Raw genomic sequence first — 18052 nt, forward strand, 5'->3', positions numbered from 1 at the left:
TTGATGCGCCAGGCCGCCAGGGTTTACGGAAATTTACTCATCATGTTCTAATCGCTGCATCATGAATTGCCCGAGCCGGCCCAATGTCCATGAGCAGACTTGCCCGCCCCCTCGTTGCCGCCGCGAGCCTCCTCGCCGCAGGGCACGCCAGCGCCCTGACGATCGAGTTCGACTACGGATATGACGACGGTACCGTCCGCCTGTCGGACGGACAGAAAGCGATTCTCGCCAGCGTTGCCGATGAATTCGGCGCCCGCCTGACCGACACGCTCGATGCCGCCACATACAGATCGATCGCATTCTATGATCCGGGCGTCGCCCCGACTTCTGCCGGCAGCATCGTGAACCAGAGCAACTTCACCGTCGCCGCGGACACGATTCACGTATTCGTTGCGGCGGCCGAGCTGGATGCCCTCGGCAGCGCCACACTGGGCTCGGCCGGCCCCGGCGGCGGCAGCGGAAACGACCGAGGCGAACTCGATGTGGGCGCGACCGATTTTGCTCCTTGGGGCGGCCAGATATCCTTCGATATCAGATCCGACTGGTATCTGGATGACGATCCCCGCACTCTCGAAACCTTCAGCGGGTTCGACTTTTACTCGGTCGCGGTGCACGAACTTGCCCACGTGCTCGGATTCGGCATCAGCAACTCCTGGAGCACCCAGGTGAACGCGACCGGCTTCGCCGGCGAAGCGAGCGTCGCCGCATATGGCGGCACCGTGCCGCTGACCGGAGACGATGCCCACTGGGCGAATGGCACGGCGTCGTTCGTAAACGGGGTGCTGCAACCTGCCGCACTGACCGCGAGCATCGCCAGCGGCAGCCGCAAATACATGACCGAGCTCGATTGGGCAGCACTTTCCGATATCGGCTGGCAGGTTGCTGCGGCCGTACCCGAACCCGAAAACTGGGCAATGATGCTTGCCGGTCTGGGACTGGTGGGTCTCGGGCTGCATCGCCGACAATCGCGCTGCACCCCTGTCTGACCGCCGCCCCGCCCGGCGGCCAATCGGTTTCAGCCGCAGCGACCGCAACGCTCAGCGAAACGCATTGATCGCATCGCGCGTTGCCAGGGCCGCCCGCCGCGCGGCGGCCGCATAGTCCTCGCCCTTGCCGGCATAGAGAATCGCGCGCGAGGAATTGATCATCAACCCGCTACCGGCGGCAGTGCGGCCTGCCCGCACAGTGGCCTCGATATCGCCACCCTGGGCACCGATTCCGGGGACCAGCAGCGGCAGATCACCGACGATCGAACGCACCCGCGCAATCTCGTCGGGGAAGGTCGCACCGACCACCAGCGCACACTGACCGGTGGTGTTCCAGTCACTCGCCACCAATCGCGCAACCCGTTCGAAAAGCCGCTCACCATCGCCGACATCCAGAAACTGCAGGTCGCTGCCACCCGGATTCGAAGTGCGACACAACAGGATCACGCCCTTGTCCGGATAGGCCAGCCAGGGCTCGACCGAATCGCGTCCCATGTAGGGGTTGATCGTGACCGCATCTGCCTGGAAGCGTTCGAACGCCTCGACCGCGTATTGCTCCGCGGTGCTGCCGATATCGCCGCGCTTGGCGTCGAGAATCACCGGCACCCCGGGATGCGCCGCGTGAACGTGCGCAATCAGGTCCTCGAGCTGATCCTCCGCACCCCGCGCAGCGAAATACGCAATCTGCGGTTTGAAGCTGCACACGAGGTCGGCGGTTGCATCGATGATTTCGCGGCAGAACTCGAAAATGGCATCGGGCCGACCCTGCAAATGAGCCGGAAAGCGTGCTGGATCGGGGTCGAGGCCGACACACAGCAGTGAATTGCGGGTGCGCCATGCGGCATCGAGCTTTTCAATGAAAGTCATTGCGGAATCTGCATGATGGGAGTCGAGAACGCGAGTGTACCCAAGGCACGGGATTTGGGCAGCCTCGGCGTCGAATGTGCCACGCAGGGTTCCGTAAGCGGTCGATTGCCGCCCCGCCAGAGGCGACCGCCACTGCGCCGCGCTCCGACGCGGTACACTCTCACCCCCGTTTGTGACGTGCTTCCATTACTGCAGCACGTGCGCATGCTAGCTTGTCCGCCGCTACCCGACCCGCACGCAGCCCCGATGCTCTTCACCAGCCTTCATTTCGCCCTGCTCTTCCTACCTGTGGTATTCGCCGGCTTCTTCCTGATCGGCCGTCGATCGCACACTCTGGCGGCCGCATGGCTGTTTGCCGCGTCGGTGTTCTTCTACGGCTACTGGATGCCCGAGTTCACCGCGCTATTGCTGGGTTCGATCTGCTGGAACTACCTCGTCGGGCGAAACATCGGACGCCTGGTTGACGCCGACCGGCGACCGCAGGCCAAACACTGGTTGATTGCCGGAATAACGCTTGACTTGGCATTGCTGGCCTATTTCAAATACGCCAACTTCTTCGTCGACAACATTAGCGCGGTGTTCGGGCTGGACCTGCACCTTGCCAGAATCGTCCTGCCCATCGGCATCTCGTTCTTCACATTTACGCAGATCGCCTTTCTCGCCGACGCCTGGCAGAAAGGCATACGCGAATATGCCTTCATTCATTACGGCCTCTTCGTCACCTACTTCCCGCACCTAATCGCCGGCCCGGTGCTGCATCATGCCCAGATGATGCCGCAATTCCGCGAGGCGGCCACTTACCGCCCCAACCTCGGCAACATCAGCGCCGGCCTCTGCATCTTCGCAATCGGTCTGTTCAAGAAGGTCGTCCTGGCAGATGGCATTTCGCCCTACGCCGACAGCGTGTTCGATGCAGCCGCTGCCGGCGCCACCCCAGACTTCACGGAAGCCTGGCTCGGCGCCCTGGCATACACCTTCCAGCTCTACTTCGACTTCTCCGGCTATTCCGACATGGCAATCGGCCTCTCGTGGATGTTCAACGTACGACTACCGTTCAACTTCAACTCACCCTACAAGGCGGGCAACATCTCCGAGTTCTGGCGCCGCTGGCACATGAGCCTGTCGGCCTTCCTTCGCGATTATCTGTACATCCCGCTCGGCGGTAACAAGCTCGGCCGTATCCGGCGCCATTTCAACCTGATGACCACCATGTTGCTGGGCGGCTTGTGGCATGGCGCAGGGTGGCCTTTTGTCATCTGGGGCGGCCTGCATGGCCTCTATCTAGTGATCAATCACGGGTTTCGGGCGGTGGCAGGGCCGTCACTTTCGGCAATGCAGCGCAACCTCGCCTATCGCGTCGGCAGTTGGGCGTTGACGATGCTGGCGGTAATCATCGCCTGGGTGTTCTTCAGGGCGGTCAATTTCGAGGCAGCCGCACGCATCCTGTCGGGAATGACAGCTTTCGATGCTGCGGGCGAATCCATCCATCGTATGTACTGGGACCAAGGATTATCGGCTTCAAGAGTGGGGCTGTTATGCGCAGCGAGTGCCGTGCTTACCTGCCTGCTCCCGAACAGCAACCGCATCGGCGAGGCTTTGCGAGACAGAGCAACACGACCATCAACACAGGTGGCGCCACTCATGCTCGGCGTGGCGCTCACTGTCGTGGCCTTGCTGCTAACGATCAACGCCACGCGCGACGCAGTCAGCGCGTTCATCTATTTCAATTTCTGACATGCGATTCCTGCTGAGATTTTCCTTGGGTGTACTTCTCGCTTTGCTTGCGACCGAAGGATTGCTTCGCCTGTTGCCCGTCTCAAGCGCAACCTATCGCGGATATCACATATCCCCCGAAATCATTACTTACCCACCTCACACATCGTTCACGGTGGCAACCGGCTGGGATCTCCGTAATGCGCACAACCATCGCAGCAACAATTACGGTTTCGTGGATACAAGCGATTTCAAGCGTTCCCCGGACGCCGTAGCGGTCGTGGGGGACAGCTTCGTCGAAGCCAACATGCTCGCCGAAAGCGACCGCATATCCGCGGTGCTCGAGTCACTCATTGCCCCGCGCCAGGTTCTTGCGCTGGGAGGCCCCGGGTCGAGCCTGCTCGACTATGTCGAACGGGTGCATCTCGCCAACGAGAAGTTCGGAATTCGGCAATTTGTCCTGGTGCTCGAGCGCGGCGACATTGCGCAATCGATATGCGGCTCGGGAAACATTCACGGGCCGTGTTTCGACTCCTCAAGGGGAGCGTTTTCCCATGAACACCAGCCCGAGGCGGGACTGCTGAAAAAAATCCTGAGGGAATCCGCGTTGGCGCAGTACCTGTTTTCCCAGCTCAAGGTCGACATCTCGGCCCCCCTCCGTGCATTGAGCGCCATCGTCGAGCGCAAAGAACCTCAACGGACCGTCAAGACAACGCAGGAAAGATCGCCAGACGCCCCTCCGGCAAGCGAGCGTGATCCCATACTGAAACACTTCTTCGAGGGGCTGCAGCAGTGCGTCGGCTGCCGCTTCGCGCTCGTTCTCGACGCCAATCGTTCGCGGTTGGACGAACCCGCCAGCGTAGCGCAGGGCCCGGCAAACCGCCTCTTGATGGATCAGGCCCGCAAGCTCGGTATGAACGTGGTGGATCTGGGACCGATCTTTCTCGCGCACTACCGTCAGCACCGGCTGAGCCTCAGCGTGGGGCCCTACGACGGCCACTGGAACGTCATCGCACACCGCCTAGCCGCAGAGGCTGTCGCGCAGCAATTCGAGCGAGCTACCACCACCAGTCAATTACCTTCAGCATCGATACAGCCGGCTAACACTGCCCTGGACAATGCAACTGCCCGTTAATGCGAGAAGCCGTCTGTCGGGCGACTCTCAAGCGCCGACCGGGTGCACCAGATAGTCGATCGCCAGGCCGGCGAAGATCACCCCACCCAGCCAGTTGTTGTGCAGGAAGGCCTTGAAGCAGCGCTGGCGGTCGCGCTCGCGGATCAGCGTGTAGTGGTAGAGCGCGATACCGGTGGCAATGCACAGGCCTAGGTAGTACGGCCAGCCGCGCGCGGCCAGTACCCCCACCCAGGCGAGCAGGCCCAGGGTCGCGGCATAGCAGATCATCACTGCCACGACGTCGAAGCGTCCGAAGGTGATCGCCGAGGTCTTGATGCCGATCTTGAGATCATCGGGCCGGTCGACCATCGCATATTCGGTATCGTAGGCGACCGCCCAGAATACGTTCGCCAGCAGCATCACCCAAGCGGTCAGCGGAATGCTGAACTGCTGCGCGGCAAAGGCCATCGGGATACCGAAACCGAAGGCGATGCCGAGATAGGCCTGGGGAATGGCCAGGAAGCGCTTGGTGAAGGGGTAGCTCGCGGCGAGAAAGAGCGCCACCACAGAGAGCCACAGCACCAGCCGGTGAAGCGGCAGGATCATCACGAAGGCCACCAGCGAAAGCCCCGCCGCCAGGAGCAGGGCCTCGCGCGTGGACACCGCGCCGGTCGCCAACGGGCGGTTACGGGTTCGCTCGACGTGGCCATCGAAATTCCGGTCCGCATAGTCGTTCATCACGCAGCCGGCGGAGCGCATGAGCACGGTGCCGAGCACGAAGATCCACACCAGGAAGCCGCTGGGCTTCCCCATGCCGGCAATCCACAGTGCCCACAGGGTCGGCCACAGCAGGAGCAGGATGCCGATCGGCTTGTCGAGCCGCATCAGCCTTTCATAGTGGAGGAGTCGTTCGGTCAGTGTCATCGGTCGAGCGTCATGATCGCAGGCAGAAAAATCTCGCAGACCATCAGCGAGCGGCGCTTGAGGCGAAACACCGAGCGCCGCGCCCAGAGCGTCGCCGCGGAGGTGGCGCCGGTCGCGAGCGCCCGATGATAGCGCGCATCGCGGCGGTCAAGCCGCGAACAGTACAGCGGCGCTCGCGAGATCCGCGGGTCGGCGAACAAGGCCGCACCGAGGGGACGATTGCCGATACCCGAAAACAGCCGCCAGCCCCCCCGCAGGTTGTGCCGCGGCAGGATCGAGCGAGCGTAGACCACCGGTACGCCGTCGGCCACCAGCAACACCTCGCGCAGCCAGGCCACCTCGCCGGCACGCAGGCCCAGCAGGATCGCCTCGTCAGGGTGAGGACGCGCCAGCCTCTGGGCCAGCACCCGCACATCGAGGCGCCCGCAGCGGGCACGGATGCGTGCGGTCAGCGAGCCGGCATCGGTGAGCCACGGGTGGTAAGGACCGGTCTCTGGGAGTCGCAATGGCCGCCTGAGCCACTCTTCGCGGGAAATACGGGTTCGCATGATCGGCCCGGATGATACCCCGGCGGCGTTGTCCGTGCTGCCGCCGCACAGCGCATCAGGCCCGCAGCAAACCCTCCCTGCCGGCAAACCAGCGCGACAGCAGCATGTCGGCGCGCTGCGGAGCTTCGGTCTGCAGCCGCTCGGCCACCTTGCGGGCAGTCTCGACCAGCGCGGCATCGGCCTCGAGGTCGGCAAAGCGCAGCAGGGGTACGCCGCTCTGGCGTGCCCCGACAAACTCGCCGGGACCGCGCAGGTGAAGATCCTCGCGTGCAATCTCGAAGCCGTCGGTATGTTCGAAGATCACCTTGAGACGCTGACGGCCAGTCTGCGACAGGGGCTGCGCGTAGATCAGGATGCACACCGACTCCGCGCTGCCGCGACCGACCCGGCCGCGCAGCTGGTGAAGCTGGGCAAGACCGAAGCGCTCGGCGTGCTCGATCACCATCATGCTCGCGTTGGGCACATCCACGCCGACCTCGATCACCGTGGTGGCGACCAGCAGTTGCAGCTCGCCCGCGACAAAGGCGGCCATGGTGGCGGCCTTCTCCGCCGGCTTCATACGGCCGTGGAGCAGGCCGACCCGTAGCGCGGGCAGTGCCGCCGCAAGCACTTCGAAGGTTTCGGTGGCGGTCTGCAACTGCAACGCCTCCGACTCCTCGATCAGCGGGCACACCCAGTAGGCCTGGCGCCCCGCGACGCAGGCGTCCCGCACACGGGCGATGACCTCCTCGCGACGCGCGTCGGACACCAGCTTGGTGACGATCGGCGTGCGGCCGGGCGGCAGTTCGTCGAGCACCGACACGTCAAGGTCGGCGTAATAGCTCATCGCCAGCGTGCGCGGGATCGGCGTGGCGGACATCATCAGCATGTGCGGGCTGGCGCCGTCAAAGCCCTTCTCGCGCAGCGACAGGCGCTGGCGCACGCCGAAGCGGTGCTGCTCATCCACGACCGCCAGCCCGAGCCGCGGAAAGGCCACCGGGTCTTCGATGAGGGCGTGAGTGCCGACCGCCAGCATCGCTTCACCGCTGGCCAGCAGCGCCTGCATGGCGGTGCGCTCGCGCTTCTTCTGGCTTCCCGACAGCCAGGCCACCTGTATGCCGAGCGGCGGCAGCCACTCGGCCAGCTTGAGGTAGTGCTGCTCGGCGAGGATCTCGGTCGGCGCCATGAGCGCGGCCTGGAAGCCGGCCTCGGCGGCGTGCAGCATGGCCAGCGCGGCGACGATGGTCTTGCCGCTGCCGACGTCACCCTGCAGGAGCCGCTGCATCGGGTGCGGGCTGGCAAGGTCAGTGGCAATCTCCCCCCAGGCGCGTTGCTGGGCGCCGGTGAGCGTGAACGGCAGGCTGTCGAGCAGCGCCCCGGTGAGCGCACCGGTGGCAACGAGCTGCGGGGCGTTGCGCTGGCGGCGTGCCGCATAGGCGCGACGCAGCGATATCTGCTGCGCCAGCACCTCGTCGAACTTGATGCGCTGCCAGGCCGGGTGGCTGCGGTCCTCGAGCGCCGCGGGGTCCGCATCCGGCGGAGGGTGATGCAGGGTGCGCAGCGCCGCATCGAAACCCATCAGGCCGAGCCGCTCGAGCAGCATCGGCGGCAAGGGCTCGGCGACGCGGTCAACGCGCAACTGGCGGTCGATGAGCTTGCGCAGCGCCGACTGGGCAAGCCCTGCGGTGGTCGGGTAGATCGGCGTGAGGCTATCGGGCAGCGGCTCGTCTTCACTGACCACGCGCAGGCGCGGGTGGATCATTTCGGCGCCGAAAAAACCGTCGCGCACCTCACCGAAGATACGCAACCAGGCACCGGGCACGAGCTGCTTCTGCAAGCTCGGATAGAAATTGAGGAAACGCAGCACCAGGCCGCCACTGGCATCCTCGACCCGGGCCACCAGCTGGCGCCGCGGACGCGCGGATATCTCGGTGGACAACACCTGCACCTGGAACTGTCCGGCGACGCCCGGCCGCGCATCACGGATTCGCGTCAGGCGGGTCTCGTCCTCATAGCGCAGCGGCAGATGCAGCAGGAGGTCGTCGGGCCCGCGAATGTCCAGCTTGGCCAGGCGGCCCGCAAGCTGTGGCCCGACACCGACCCAGCCTCGCGCGGGCGCACCCGCTGCAGCAGCCCTTTCAACGCTGGCAGGCACGCGACCGACGCTTCTCCCGTGCGCGACTCAGCCGAGCACCAGGATCGCGTCGGCTTCCACCAATGCACCCTTGGGCAGCTCCTTGACGCCGACCGCGGCACGGGCCGGATAAGGCTGTGCGAAATAGCTGGCCATGACTTCGTTGACCTTGGCAAAGTTCGACAGGTCGGTGAGGTAGATCGTGAGCTTCACCGCATCGCCAAGCGAGCCCCCGGCCGCTTCGGCCACCGCCTTGAGGTTGCGGAACACCTGCTCGGTCTGGGCGTCGAAACCTTCACGCATTTCCATGCTGGCCGGGTCAAGCCCGATCTGGCCGGAGAGATAAACCGTGTTGCCGGCCTTCACCGCCTGCGAGTAGGTTCCGATTGCTGCGGGGGCGTTGGCTGTGGAAATGACACTGCGGCTCATTGCGGGCGTTCCTCATCGTGGATTCCGGGATTCGCCGGCACCGGAATCGGCCGGCTGACAGCGCTCGATTGTAACCGCTCGAACGCAGCCGTACCTGCGTACCCGGAAAGGAAAGGATCATGACCGTGCTCGAAAACCTGTTGCACCTGCTCGACGGACCACGCGACGGCGCCCTGCTTCGCCATGCGATCGGTCTCGAACACATGAAGGCGGGGGACAAGGCCGCGGCGGCGCTGCGCTTTCGCGAGGCGGTCATACGGGACCCCGAGTTTTCCGCGGGCTGGAAAATGCTCGGCAAGGCGCTGGCCGAAGCGGACCAGCCACAGGCAGCACTGGACGCCTACACGCGCGGCATCGCGGTCGCGGAGGCGCGCGGCGACATCCAGGCGGCGCGGGAGATGAAAGTGTTCGCCCGACGGCTCGCCAACAGCGACTGAGCCGCCGCGGCAGGCTCAGGCCCGAAGGGTGACGTCGCAGCCCAGCCGGGTGAACACTTTTTGCAGACCGATGCGGCTGGCCGTGTTGATGATCAGCGGCGCCACGAAATTGGCACGCAGCCCAGCCTCGGCAGGTCCCGTACCATCCTCGCCGGCACGTCGGATGACCACTGCCACGACCGCGTCCTCCGGACGCGTCAGCCTGAGCGCATCGACCTCGGCATCGTTGAGCGTGAAATCGTAATTGATACCCAGCGTATCCGGACCGGCGATCGACAGCACCACCTCGGGTTGATCCACGCTTTGCAGCTGCATGACCTGCGGCGAGGCACCTTCTTCGTGAATCAGCGTGAAGCGATGACAATCCTCGAAGCCGGGCAGCCCTGCCGGGAACTCGATGATGCGATCGTCGCTGACCTCGAGCGAGCCAAATACCGGGCTGTCGATCTTCATGTTTCTCCCCCTCGTGTGCGTAGTCTCGGTGAGTCTGATGATACGCAGACGGGGTACGCATCCATCACGCGAACAAGGCGTCAAAAATGCGTCAATTCGCGGTCACGGTCTATCTTGGCGCCGCATCGCGCACGAGGATGCCCTTCTCGAGACCGGCGGACACCAGCTTCCTGCGGGCCGCCTCGGCCGCGGCCTTGTCCTCGAACGGCCCGGCCACCACCCGCGTCTCGAGTCGCGCCGGAATGCCTTGCCGACGCAGGTCGTCGTAGAGCGCCTGGGCATTGGAAGGCGTCGAGAAAACCCCCAGCTGCAGCAGAAAACCATCGCGGCGAGCCGCACTGCGGGCCGCGGTCGGGCGCGCGGCAACTGGCGCCGACAGCGCAGCGGCGTCGGGTTCGGCCGCTGGCGCCTCACCCTGCAGCACCAGGCGTCCGCCCTTCGACGGAGCTGCGGGTCTTGCATCGGCCGTCGTCGCCGGGGCATCGGCGACGCGCTCGCCGGGAGCGGCAATCTCCGGGCCGTGAGACTCCTCGGGCTCGGCCGCGACAGCGAGCGCAGCCTGCTGAACCATCGGAGGCTCGTCGGGGGCACGTTCGGGCATCTGCGGCTGATCTCCACCGGCCGTGGCAACCCCGCTCGCCACCGGGCCGTCGATCGGTGGAATCGTCGAAACAGGCGAGCCTTCCTTGTCGGCAGGGCCCGGCACATGCTCGAAATAGCTCAGCAGGCCGAGCAGCACCGCGATGAGCACCGCCCCGACGATCGCCCGCGACACGAGTTTCCGGCGACCGTCGTCGCCACCGAGCAGGGCCTCCGGCATTTCCGGCAGTTTACTCATGCATCTTCCCCTTGCTGACCTTCGCGTTGAATCATGGACCGCACCAATGCCGCCTCCGCCACTGAAATACCGCAGCGCTCGGCCACCGCTTCGGCACTCAGGCCGCGTCGTGCGAGCATCACGGCCTCGTTGTACTGCGGCGAGACGCGCTGCGTCGCCTCCACGCCGGCGACGGTGTCGCGCAGCTCGCCGAGCTCGCCGGCCAGCCGCCCGATCTCGCGGCGCTGTGTGTCGATCTCGGTGCGAAGCTGGCCGATATCGCGGCGCAATTGCTGGACCTCCAATTCCAGCGCGATCCGCTCGGCGCGCTCGCGGACTTCGTCGCGGGCGGCCACCGGCACGGCGTCTTCGACCACCCCCTCGTCTGGCACGGACGTCCCGGAGGCCACCTCCAGAGGCGCCGGCCTGGAGGACGATGCGCGACGCAGCCGCAGCAGCTGCAGCAGTACGTAGACAACCAGCACCGCAATCAGCAACCAGATGATTTCGCGCGCGCCGAAGGTCACGATGCGGCCCTCGCGGCCGACCCGAGCGCCTGGCCGAGATCCCACAGGATGTCGTCGATACTCTCGAGGCCCACCGACAGCCGCACCATGTCCGGCGGCACGCCCGCGGCGCGCTGCTCTTCCTCGGAGAGCTGGCGGTGGGTGGTCGAGGCGGGATGGATCACCAGGGTCTTTGCGTCGCCCACATTGGCGAGATGGCTGATCATCTGTAGCGCCGCGATGAAGCGCTCGCCGGCAGCCTGACCGCCGCGGATGCCGAAGGACAGGATGCCGCCGGCCCCCCTGGGCAGGTAGCGTGACGCCAGCGCGTGATCCGGACTGGACGCCAATCCCGGGTAATTCACCCACGCCACCTGCGGGTTCTCCTCAAGGAAGGCCGCCACGGCGAGCGCGTTGGCGACATGGCGGTCCATCCGTACCGGCAAGGTCTCGAGCCCCTGCAGCAACATGAACGCGCTCAGCGGCGAGAGCGCGGGGCCGAAGGTGCGCATCGTCTCCATGCGCGCCTTGGTGATGAAGCCGAAATCACCAAAGGTTTCGTAGAAGCGCACCCCGTGGTAGCCACGCGAAGGCTCGGTCATGTGCGGATAGCGACCGTTGTCCCACGGAAACTTCCCTGACTCGATCAATACCCCGCCCATGGTGGTGCCGTGCCCACCGACGTACTTCGTGGCCGAATGGATCACGATGTCTGCGCCGTGCTCGAAAGGCCGGCAGAGGTAGGGCGAAGCGAGCGTGTTGTCGATCACCAGCGCCACGCCGGCCGCCCGGCTGACTGCCGAGACGGCCGCGAGGTCGAACACGTTGAGCCCCGGATTGCCGATGATTTCGCCATACACCGCGCGGGTGCGCGGGGTGATCGCGGCGCGGAACGCTTCGGGGTCCGAAGGATCGACGAAGATCGTATTGATGCCGAGGCGGCGCAGGCTCACATCGAGTTGCGAGTAGCTTCCACCGTACAGCGTGCGGGCTGCGACGATTTCGTCACCCGCACCGCACAGGGTCAGCAGCGCGGTCATCTGGGCGGCCATGCCGGTGGCCGTGGCGAGCGCCGCGCGGCCACCCTCGAGTGCGGCCATTCGCTCTTCGAACACGGCCACGGTAGGATTGGAGATGCGCGAGTAGACGTTGCCGAAGGTCTGCAGGTTGAACAGCGCGGCGGCATGCTCGGGCGAATCGAATACGTAGGAGGTGCTCTGGTAGATCGGCACCGCACGGGCGCCGGTGAGCGGATCCGGCTGCTGGCCGGCATGGAGGCAGAGGGTTTCGATACCGTACTGGTGATCGGGCATGGGCAGGAGGCCGGTTGATCGGGTTCCGGCGATAATAAAGCCCACACCGCCCGGCCACAACGAATATGCCCTTCGATATCCCGCTGATCCTGTTCTGGCTCAAGAAGATCGTCGCGATGACGGTACTGCCACCGCTCGGCCCGTTGCTGCTGATCGTGCTGGGCCTGTGGCTCGCCCGGCGCCGCGGCGGCAAGGGCCTCGGCCTGGCGTGGCTGGGCGTGGCACTGACCGTCATCGTCAGCACGCCGGCCACCACCGACCTGCTCCTCGACCGCATCGAACCACCGCCCCGGGCGGCCACGAACCGATTCGGCGGGGCGCAGGCGATCGTCATCCTGGGCGGCGGGCAGAACCGCAATGCGCCGGAGTACGGCGGCGCCACAGTCAATCGCCTGACCCTCGAGCGGCTGCGCTACGGCGCCCGGCTGGCACGCGGCAGCGGTCTGCCGATCCTCGTCACCGGCGGCGCCCCGACTGGAGAGGTGCCCGAGGCGAGCCTCATGAAGACGGCGCTCGAAGAAGACTTCCGGGTTCCGGTGAAATGGACCGAATCGGCCTCGCGCGACACCCGCGAGAATGCGCGCTTCAGCGCCACGCTGCTGCTGGGCCGGGGCATCCGGCACATCATCCTGGTGACCCATGCGATACACATGCCACGCGCCGAGGCGGAATTCAGGGCAGCCGGCTTCGAAGTGACACCGGCGCCCACGGCCTGGCTCGGCGGCCCTGGCGGGCAGGAAGCAGTGCTGGATTTCGTGCCGTCGCCAGGCGCTGCCTACGCGGGCTGGCTGGCCACTCACGAGTTGCTCGGCAACCTCGCTTACCGGTTGAGCCGCTGAATCGGCAACGCTCAATGGACCTCGAGCGACCCTGCCGCGCCCGTCACCAACGCGGATGAAAGCCTTGCCATGAGTGGCGACTGAACCTGCCAGTGGTGCCAGAAGAGTTCCACCGGCTCCTGATGATCAGGCGCCAGATCGATCAACCGGCCCGCGCCAAGCGCTTCACGAACCTGGATCTCCGGTACGAATCCATAGCCCAGTCCGGCCAGGGCAAATGCGGCGAAACCTTCGGACGAAGGCACGACGTGGTGGGGATACTGCCCGCGCTCGAGGCCGAAATGACTGCGCAGGAAGGTCTCGTGCATGTCGTCATGCTGGCCGTAGATGATCGCAGGCGCCTGCAACAGCGCAGTGCGGGTCAGCCCCTGCGGAAAATGGCGCATGCGGAACGCCGGCGAGGCGACACAAAGGTAGCGCATCGCACCGAGCCGCAGTGCGGCGCAGCCACGCATCGGATCGGCGCGGGTACTCACACAGCCCAGCACATCGCCGTTGGCAAGCAGCGCATGGGTGTGATCCTGATCGTCCACCACGCAGTCGAGCACCAGCCTGTCCTCGATCGCAACCTGCGCGACCGCAGGGAGAAACCAGGTCGCCAGCGAGTCCGCGTTGACACCGACCGGCAGGCGCAGCGGACGCTCGCCCGCCCCCGGATGAAGCGCTCGTTCGGCTTCGCCCTGAATGAGCCGCAGTTGCGCGAGATAAGGCAACAGCCGCCGGCCCGCCGGCGTCGGCCGCACCGGTTTGCTGCGCACCAGCAGGATCTGGCCGAACTCGGACTCGAGCAGCTTGACGCGCTGCGAGACCGCGGACTGGGTGAGCTTGAGCCGTGCCGCGGCGCGCTCGAAGCTGCCTTCCGTGACCACGGCCTCGAAGGCCACCAAGCGAGGATCTATCATTAGAGTTTTTTCTTATCATCAAATAATATCGATTCTACTTAATAAAACACTGCCTGCCCCCTAAAGTGCCGTCATCGAACGAATACGCCTTTGCCGCCATGCCGGCTGTAGGCCTTGCACGGAGCGGATACATGGGTACGGTCTTTCTCAACGGTTTCGGTCTCACCATCGGGCTCATCATGGCCATCGGTGCGCAGAACGCACATGTTCTGCGCCAGGGCCTGCGCGGCGAACATGTGCTGCTCACGGTGGCAATCTCGTCGCTGTGCGATATCAGCCTGATCCTGCTGGGCATGGCCGGACTCGGCCAGCTCTTCTCGGCCAATCCGGACTGGATGGACATCGCCCGCTACGGCGGCGCCGCTTTCCTCGGCTGGTACGGGCTTCGCGCACTGCGCTCGGCGCTGGCGGGCGGCAGCATGCAGATCGACCGCGGCGAGCGCAATCGGCTCTCCCGCCGCCAAGCTTTGCTTGCCGCCGCCGGCTTCAGCCTGCTCAACCCGCACGCCTATCTCGACACCGTGGTGCTTCTGGGCAGCATCGGCAGCCAGCAGGCCGAAGCGCTGCGGCCGACCTTCACCGCTGGCGCGATCGCTGGATCTATATGCTGGTTCCTGCTGCTGGGCTATGGCGCACGCCTGCTGGTGCCGCTGTTTGCAAAGCCGCGGGCCTGGCAGGTACTCGACGGCGCGGTCGCGCTGATGCTCTGGGGACTTGCGGCTTCGCTGATCCTGAGCGCCTGACAGGACGATCAGCCGCCACGAAAACCGGGCTTGCGCTTTTCCAGGAAGGCAGTGACACCCTCTCCAAAGTCATGGGTGGCACTGCAGCGAGCGAAGGCCTCGGCCTCGCTTTCCAGCTGGGCCTCGAGCCGGGTCTCGAACGAGGCATGCAGCAGCCGCTTGATCTCGCCATAGGTATGACGCGGTCCGTTTTTGAGGCGCGCAACCAATTTGTCCACTTCGACATCCAGCACATCGCTCGCCACCACACGGTTGACCAGACCGAGGCGAGTGGCCTCGGCCGCATCGAAGCGGTCGGCCAGCAACAACAACTCGGCCGCCTTGCGCGCCCCGACGATGCGCGGCAGCAGATAGGACACGCCGCCATCCCCAGACAGCGCGATCGACGAATAGGCCGTGGTGAATACGCTGGAATCGGCCGCCACCACCAGATCGCAGCCCATCATCAGTGACAGGCCAAAGCCCGCACAGGCGCCGCGCACCTTGGCGACGACCGGTTGAGGCAGGCCCTGCAGGATCTCCACGGTGGGATTGATCCACTGCTCGATCATGGCCTTGAAGGTCACCAGGCGCGCCTCCGGCGAGAGATGCAGGTGAGCGGCAAAATCCTTGAGGTCCCCTCCCGCCATGAAATGCTCGCCCGCGCCGGCAATCACCACCACCGCCACATCCTTTCGTGCGACCAGCGTGCGCGCCGCGGCATTGAGATCCTGCATCATCTCGACCGACAGGGCATTGAGTGCCGCAGGCCGGTTCAAGGTCAGGGTCGCGACGCCGTCAGTAATTTCGAGCAATGCGGTGTTTGCCATCGTGTAAGTCTCCAGTTGTTTGCCGGCCCGCAGACGGTCCGCGCGAAAGATGCCGGGCCGACGCAAGACTATACCCGCAGCGGAGTCCGGCGGCGCGGGACGGCATGCCAGTCTCCACAAGGCGGTGCCTTGCCGGCGAAGCACGTTAAAAAGTGTCTCAAGCCGGCAGCCGACTTGTCGTAACAGGTGCGTGCCCTCCTCCTTCCTGTAATCATCGACCGATGCCTTCGGACAAGAACGACCAAACGGCTTCACCAGTGCTTGACGCGATCGTCGCATGCAATCCGCTGCCGACATTCGCGATCGACTTGGCGCATCGAGTCATTCACTGGAACCCCGCGTGCGAACAGCTCACCGGCATCGCCGCAGCGGCCATCATCGGCACCCGTGATCACTGGCAGGCGTTCTACCGCGACCGGCGGCCGCTCATGGCCGACCTGCTGGTAGACCAGGACCATGCGGCGATCGAGCGATACTACGGTGGCGAATGCCGCCCCTCCCGCCTGGTCGAAGGCGGTTACGAGGCGGAAGCCTTCCTCCCGGGCGTGGGATCGCGCGGGCGCTGGTTCTATTTCACCGTCGCCCCGCTGCTCGACACCGAAGGGAAGCTGATCGGCGCAATCGAGTCGCTGCAGGACGTCACCATCAGGCGCAGGGCCGAAAGCGCCCAGCGCGCCAACGAGGCCCTGCTGGCACAGATCATCGACGGCAGCTCGGTCCCGACCTTCGTGCTCGATCAGAACCACCGGGTGACCCACTGGAATCGCGCCTGCGAGGTGCTCACCGGCATGAGCGCCACCGAGGTACTGGGCACCGACCAGCAATGGAAAGCCTTCTACGCCTCGCCCCGGCCAGTGATGGCCGACCTGATCATCGACGGGGCACAGGAGTCGATGGCCCAGCTCTACTACGACGACAAATACCGTACCTCTGCCCTCATCGAAGGGGCCTTCGAAGCCGAGGATTTCTTCCCCGCCTTCGGCGAATCCGGGCGCTGGGTATACTTCACTGCGGCCCCGCTTCGCGATCAGCACGGCGAGACCATCGGCGCGATCGAGACGCTTCAGGACATTACCGAAGCCAAGCGCTCGGAAGAGATGCTGCGCGAGAGTGAACGCCAGTACCGCCATCTCAGCCAGACCGACAGCCTCACCGGGCTCTACAACTCACGGCAGTTCTTCGAACGCACCCGCCGGGAGATCGAGCGGGCGACCCGCTATCGTCGGCCGCTCGCCCTGCTCGCCATGGACGCCGACGACTTCAAGCGGATCAATGACACGCACGGCCACCTCGAAGGCGATCGGGTCCTGCAGAAACTTGCCTCGGCAATCCGCGACTGCCTGCGGCGCACCGACAGCGCCTATCGTTACGGCGGCGAAGAATTCATGGTTCTCATGCCGGAATCCTCGATCGAGGCTGCAGCACTGGTCGCCGAACGAATCCGCAGCAGTTTCGCGGACATGCAGCATGAGCTCCCGGATGGCGCGAGTTTCCACGCCTCGGTGAGCATCGGCGTGACCAGTCATGTCGCTGGCGACAGCCCCGACAGCCTGATCAAGCGCGCCGACCTCGCCATGTACCGCGGCAAGCGCCGCGGCAAGAATTGCGTCGTCGTGGCGGAAGCCTGACGCGATCGCACTTGCCGCGGCGCGCCCTCCTCCGCGGCAAGGCCCCGTTCAACAGCGTTCAAAGATACCTGCGGCGCCCATACCGGTGCCGATGCACATGGTGACCATGGCGTAGCGGATGGCCGGGTCGCGCTGCATCGCGCTCATCACCGTGGCGGTGCGGATCGCCCCGGTGGCGCCGAGCGGGTGGCCCAGCGCGATCGCCCCGCCGAGCGGATTCACCTTGTCCGGATCGAGCGCGAGCGTACGCATCACCGCCAGCGACTGTGCCGCGAAGGCTTCGTTGAGCTCGATCCAGTCGAGCTGCGACTGGTTCAGTCCGCCCGCCTTGAGCGCCCGCGGGATCGCCTCGACCGGGCCGATGCCCATCACCTGCGGCGGCACGCCCGCCACCGAATAACTCACGAAGCGCGCGATCGGGCTCACGCCGTAGCGCTTGACCGCCGCCTCGCTCATCAGCAGCACCGCACCAGCTCCGTCGGACATCTGCGAGCTGTTGCCCGCGGTCACCGAGCCGCGCGCCGCGAACACCGGGCGCAGCTTGCCCAGGCGCTCGAGCGAGGCATCGGCACGCGGCCCTTCGTCGTGCTCGCACAGCGTCTCGATCACCCGCACCACGCCGCCCTCGCCGGGCAGGTGGGTGCACACCGTGTAGGGCGTGATCTCGGTGCGGAAGTGCCCGGCGGCGATCGCCGCCACCGCGCGCTGGTTCGACTGCAGCGCGAAGGCGTCCTGGTCCTCGCGGCTCACCTTCCATTGCTCGGCCACCTTCTCGGCGGTGAGCCCCATGCCGTAGGCGATGCCGAGGTTCTCCTGCTTCGCGAAGACGGCCGGGTTGAGGCTCACCTTGTTGCCCATGATCTGCGGCATCACGCTCATCGACTCGGTACCGGCGGCGATCATCACCTCGG

At 65.4% G+C, this 18052-nt stretch carries 19 protein-coding genes; 7 read left to right on the top strand and 12 right to left on the bottom strand.

What is annotated here, in order from left to right; translation table 11 throughout:
* Positions 1-83: 83 nt before the first annotated feature.
* On the top strand, positions 84-986 hold the full coding sequence (locus tag GQB03_RS13265; RefSeq protein WP_159690149.1) for a PEPxxWA-CTERM sorting domain-containing protein: 903 nt from the start codon (positions 84-86) through the stop codon (positions 984-986).
* Positions 987-1037: 51 nt separating this feature from the next.
* Here GQB03_RS13265 and pyrF read toward each other — a convergent pair whose 3' ends face one another.
* A complete protein-coding gene (gene pyrF / locus GQB03_RS13270) occupies positions 1038-1853 on the bottom strand; it encodes an orotidine-5'-phosphate decarboxylase (RefSeq protein ID WP_159690044.1) in 816 nt (271 codons plus the stop codon).
* 246 nt (positions 1854-2099) lie between these two features.
* On the opposite strand from pyrF, the gene GQB03_RS13275 reads away from it, so the two are divergent.
* Positions 2100-3587, top strand: a complete 1488-nt coding sequence (locus GQB03_RS13275; protein WP_159690047.1) for an MBOAT family O-acyltransferase — start codon at positions 2100-2102, stop codon at positions 3585-3587.
* A 25-nt stretch (positions 3588-3612) separates the two neighbouring features.
* Positions 3613-4701, top strand: a complete 1089-nt coding sequence (locus GQB03_RS13280; RefSeq protein ID WP_159690050.1) for a hypothetical protein — start codon at positions 3613-3615, stop codon at positions 4699-4701.
* Positions 4702-4728: 27 nt separating this feature from the next.
* Here the strand turns inward: GQB03_RS13280 and ubiA are convergent, their stop codons facing one another.
* From ubiA to GQB03_RS13300, 4 genes are read right to left on the bottom strand one after another with little or no spacing between them, the layout of a single operon-like run.
* The gene (gene ubiA / locus GQB03_RS13285) at positions 4729-5604 is read right to left on the bottom strand and encodes a 4-hydroxybenzoate octaprenyltransferase (RefSeq protein ID WP_159690053.1); all 876 of its coding nucleotides are present in this window, start codon (positions 5602-5604) and stop codon (positions 4729-4731) included.
* On the bottom strand, positions 5601-6152 hold the full coding sequence (locus tag GQB03_RS13290; protein WP_159690056.1) for a chorismate--pyruvate lyase family protein: 552 nt from the start codon (positions 6150-6152) through the stop codon (positions 5601-5603). The genes ubiA and GQB03_RS13290 overlap by 4 nt, the downstream gene beginning before the upstream one ends.
* A gap of 55 nt (positions 6153-6207) precedes the next feature.
* Positions 6208-8286, bottom strand: a complete 2079-nt coding sequence (recG, locus tag GQB03_RS13295; protein WP_159690058.1) for an ATP-dependent DNA helicase RecG — start codon at positions 8284-8286, stop codon at positions 6208-6210.
* 27 nt (positions 8287-8313) lie between these two features.
* The gene (locus GQB03_RS13300) at positions 8314-8694 is read right to left on the bottom strand and encodes a RidA family protein (protein ID WP_159690061.1); all 381 of its coding nucleotides are present in this window, start codon (positions 8692-8694) and stop codon (positions 8314-8316) included.
* 119 nt (positions 8695-8813) lie between these two features.
* On the opposite strand from GQB03_RS13300, the gene GQB03_RS13305 reads away from it, so the two are divergent.
* The gene (locus GQB03_RS13305) at positions 8814-9131 is read left to right on the top strand and encodes a tetratricopeptide repeat protein (RefSeq protein WP_159690063.1); all 318 of its coding nucleotides are present in this window, start codon (positions 8814-8816) and stop codon (positions 9129-9131) included.
* A 15-nt stretch (positions 9132-9146) separates the two neighbouring features.
* On the opposite strand, the gene fliW is transcribed toward GQB03_RS13305, so the two are convergent.
* The 4 genes from fliW to GQB03_RS13325 form a co-directional block, all read right to left on the bottom strand.
* Positions 9147-9584: a flagellar assembly protein FliW gene (gene fliW / locus GQB03_RS13310; RefSeq protein ID WP_159690069.1), complete on the bottom strand. Its 438-nt coding sequence runs from the start codon at positions 9582-9584 to the stop codon at positions 9147-9149.
* Between the two features lie 109 nt (positions 9585-9693).
* Entirely contained in the window at positions 9694-10422 is a 729-nt protein-coding gene (locus GQB03_RS13315) for an SPOR domain-containing protein (RefSeq protein WP_159690075.1), read from the bottom strand.
* Positions 10419-10928, bottom strand: coding sequence for a DUF2802 domain-containing protein (locus GQB03_RS13320; RefSeq protein ID WP_200832221.1), 510 nt, complete (start codon positions 10926-10928; stop codon positions 10419-10421). Before GQB03_RS13320 ends, GQB03_RS13315 begins: the two co-directional genes overlap by 4 nt.
* Positions 10925-12220 (bottom strand): O-acetylhomoserine aminocarboxypropyltransferase/cysteine synthase family protein, encoded by a 1296-nt coding sequence (locus GQB03_RS13325; protein WP_159690080.1) that lies wholly within the window; start codon positions 12218-12220, stop codon positions 10925-10927. The genes GQB03_RS13320 and GQB03_RS13325 overlap by 4 nt, the downstream gene beginning before the upstream one ends.
* Before the next feature lie 65 nt (positions 12221-12285).
* Between GQB03_RS13325 and GQB03_RS13330 the strand changes: the two genes are divergently transcribed.
* Entirely contained in the window at positions 12286-13059 is a 774-nt protein-coding gene (locus GQB03_RS13330; RefSeq protein ID WP_159690084.1) for a YdcF family protein, read from the top strand.
* Between the two features lie 11 nt (positions 13060-13070).
* Here GQB03_RS13330 and GQB03_RS13335 read toward each other — a convergent pair whose 3' ends face one another.
* Complete coding sequence (locus GQB03_RS13335) at positions 13071-13961, bottom strand: LysR family transcriptional regulator ArgP (RefSeq protein WP_159690089.1); 891 nt, start codon at positions 13959-13961, stop codon at positions 13071-13073.
* Positions 13962-14092: 131 nt separating this feature from the next.
* Here GQB03_RS13335 and GQB03_RS13340 point away from each other — a divergent pair, with 131 nt between their 5' ends.
* Positions 14093-14704: a LysE/ArgO family amino acid transporter gene (locus GQB03_RS13340; protein ID WP_159690093.1), complete on the top strand. Its 612-nt coding sequence runs from the start codon at positions 14093-14095 to the stop codon at positions 14702-14704.
* An 8-nt stretch (positions 14705-14712) separates the two neighbouring features.
* Here GQB03_RS13340 and GQB03_RS13345 read toward each other — a convergent pair whose 3' ends face one another.
* Complete coding sequence (locus GQB03_RS13345; protein WP_159690097.1) at positions 14713-15513, bottom strand: enoyl-CoA hydratase/isomerase family protein; 801 nt, start codon at positions 15511-15513, stop codon at positions 14713-14715.
* A 257-nt stretch (positions 15514-15770) separates the two neighbouring features.
* Between GQB03_RS13345 and GQB03_RS13350 the strand changes: the two genes are divergently transcribed.
* Positions 15771-17141, top strand: coding sequence for a sensor domain-containing diguanylate cyclase (locus GQB03_RS13350; RefSeq protein ID WP_235027056.1), 1371 nt, complete (start codon positions 15771-15773; stop codon positions 17139-17141).
* Positions 17142-17189: 48 nt separating this feature from the next.
* Here GQB03_RS13350 and GQB03_RS13355 read toward each other — a convergent pair.
* The coding region (locus tag GQB03_RS13355; protein ID WP_159690105.1) for an acetyl-CoA C-acyltransferase at positions 17190-18052 on the bottom strand (863 nt) is incomplete at its 5' end.

It is taken from the genome of Cognatazoarcus halotolerans (assembly GCF_009800965.1).
GTDB lineage: Bacteria > Pseudomonadota > Gammaproteobacteria > Burkholderiales > Rhodocyclaceae > Cognatazoarcus > Cognatazoarcus halotolerans.

Excerpts from the sequence above, each read along its gene's own strand:
- fliW (WP_159690069.1), bottom strand. The coding sequence starts at position 9,584 with ATGAAGATCGACAGCCCGGTATTTGGCTCGCTCGAGGTCAGCGACGAT.
- GQB03_RS13335 (WP_159690089.1), bottom strand. The coding sequence starts at position 13,961 with ATGATAGATCCTCGCTTGGTGGCCTTCGAGGCCGTGGTCACGGAAGGC.
- ubiA (WP_159690053.1), bottom strand. The coding sequence starts at position 5,604 with ATGACACTGACCGAACGACTCCTCCACTATGAAAGGCTGATGCGGCTC.
- GQB03_RS13345 (WP_159690097.1), bottom strand. The coding sequence starts at position 15,513 with ATGGCAAACACCGCATTGCTCGAAATTACTGACGGCGTCGCGACCCTG.
- GQB03_RS13265 (WP_159690149.1), top strand. The coding sequence starts at position 84 with ATGTCCATGAGCAGACTTGCCCGCCCCCTCGTTGCCGCCGCGAGCCTC.
- GQB03_RS13290 (WP_159690056.1), bottom strand. The coding sequence starts at position 6,152 with ATGCGAACCCGTATTTCCCGCGAAGAGTGGCTCAGGCGGCCATTGCGA.
- GQB03_RS13325 (WP_159690080.1), bottom strand. The coding sequence starts at position 12,220 with ATGCCCGATCACCAGTACGGTATCGAAACCCTCTGCCTCCATGCCGGC.
- GQB03_RS13275 (WP_159690047.1), top strand. The coding sequence starts at position 2,100 with ATGCTCTTCACCAGCCTTCATTTCGCCCTGCTCTTCCTACCTGTGGTA.
- GQB03_RS13340 (WP_159690093.1), top strand. The coding sequence starts at position 14,093 with ATGGGTACGGTCTTTCTCAACGGTTTCGGTCTCACCATCGGGCTCATC.
- GQB03_RS13300 (WP_159690061.1), bottom strand. The coding sequence starts at position 8,694 with ATGAGCCGCAGTGTCATTTCCACAGCCAACGCCCCCGCAGCAATCGGA.
- GQB03_RS13330 (WP_159690084.1), top strand. The coding sequence starts at position 12,286 with ATGCCCTTCGATATCCCGCTGATCCTGTTCTGGCTCAAGAAGATCGTC.
- GQB03_RS13315 (WP_159690075.1), bottom strand. The coding sequence starts at position 10,422 with ATGAGTAAACTGCCGGAAATGCCGGAGGCCCTGCTCGGTGGCGACGAC.
- GQB03_RS13305 (WP_159690063.1), top strand. The coding sequence starts at position 8,814 with ATGACCGTGCTCGAAAACCTGTTGCACCTGCTCGACGGACCACGCGAC.
- pyrF (WP_159690044.1), bottom strand. The coding sequence starts at position 1,853 with ATGACTTTCATTGAAAAGCTCGATGCCGCATGGCGCACCCGCAATTCA.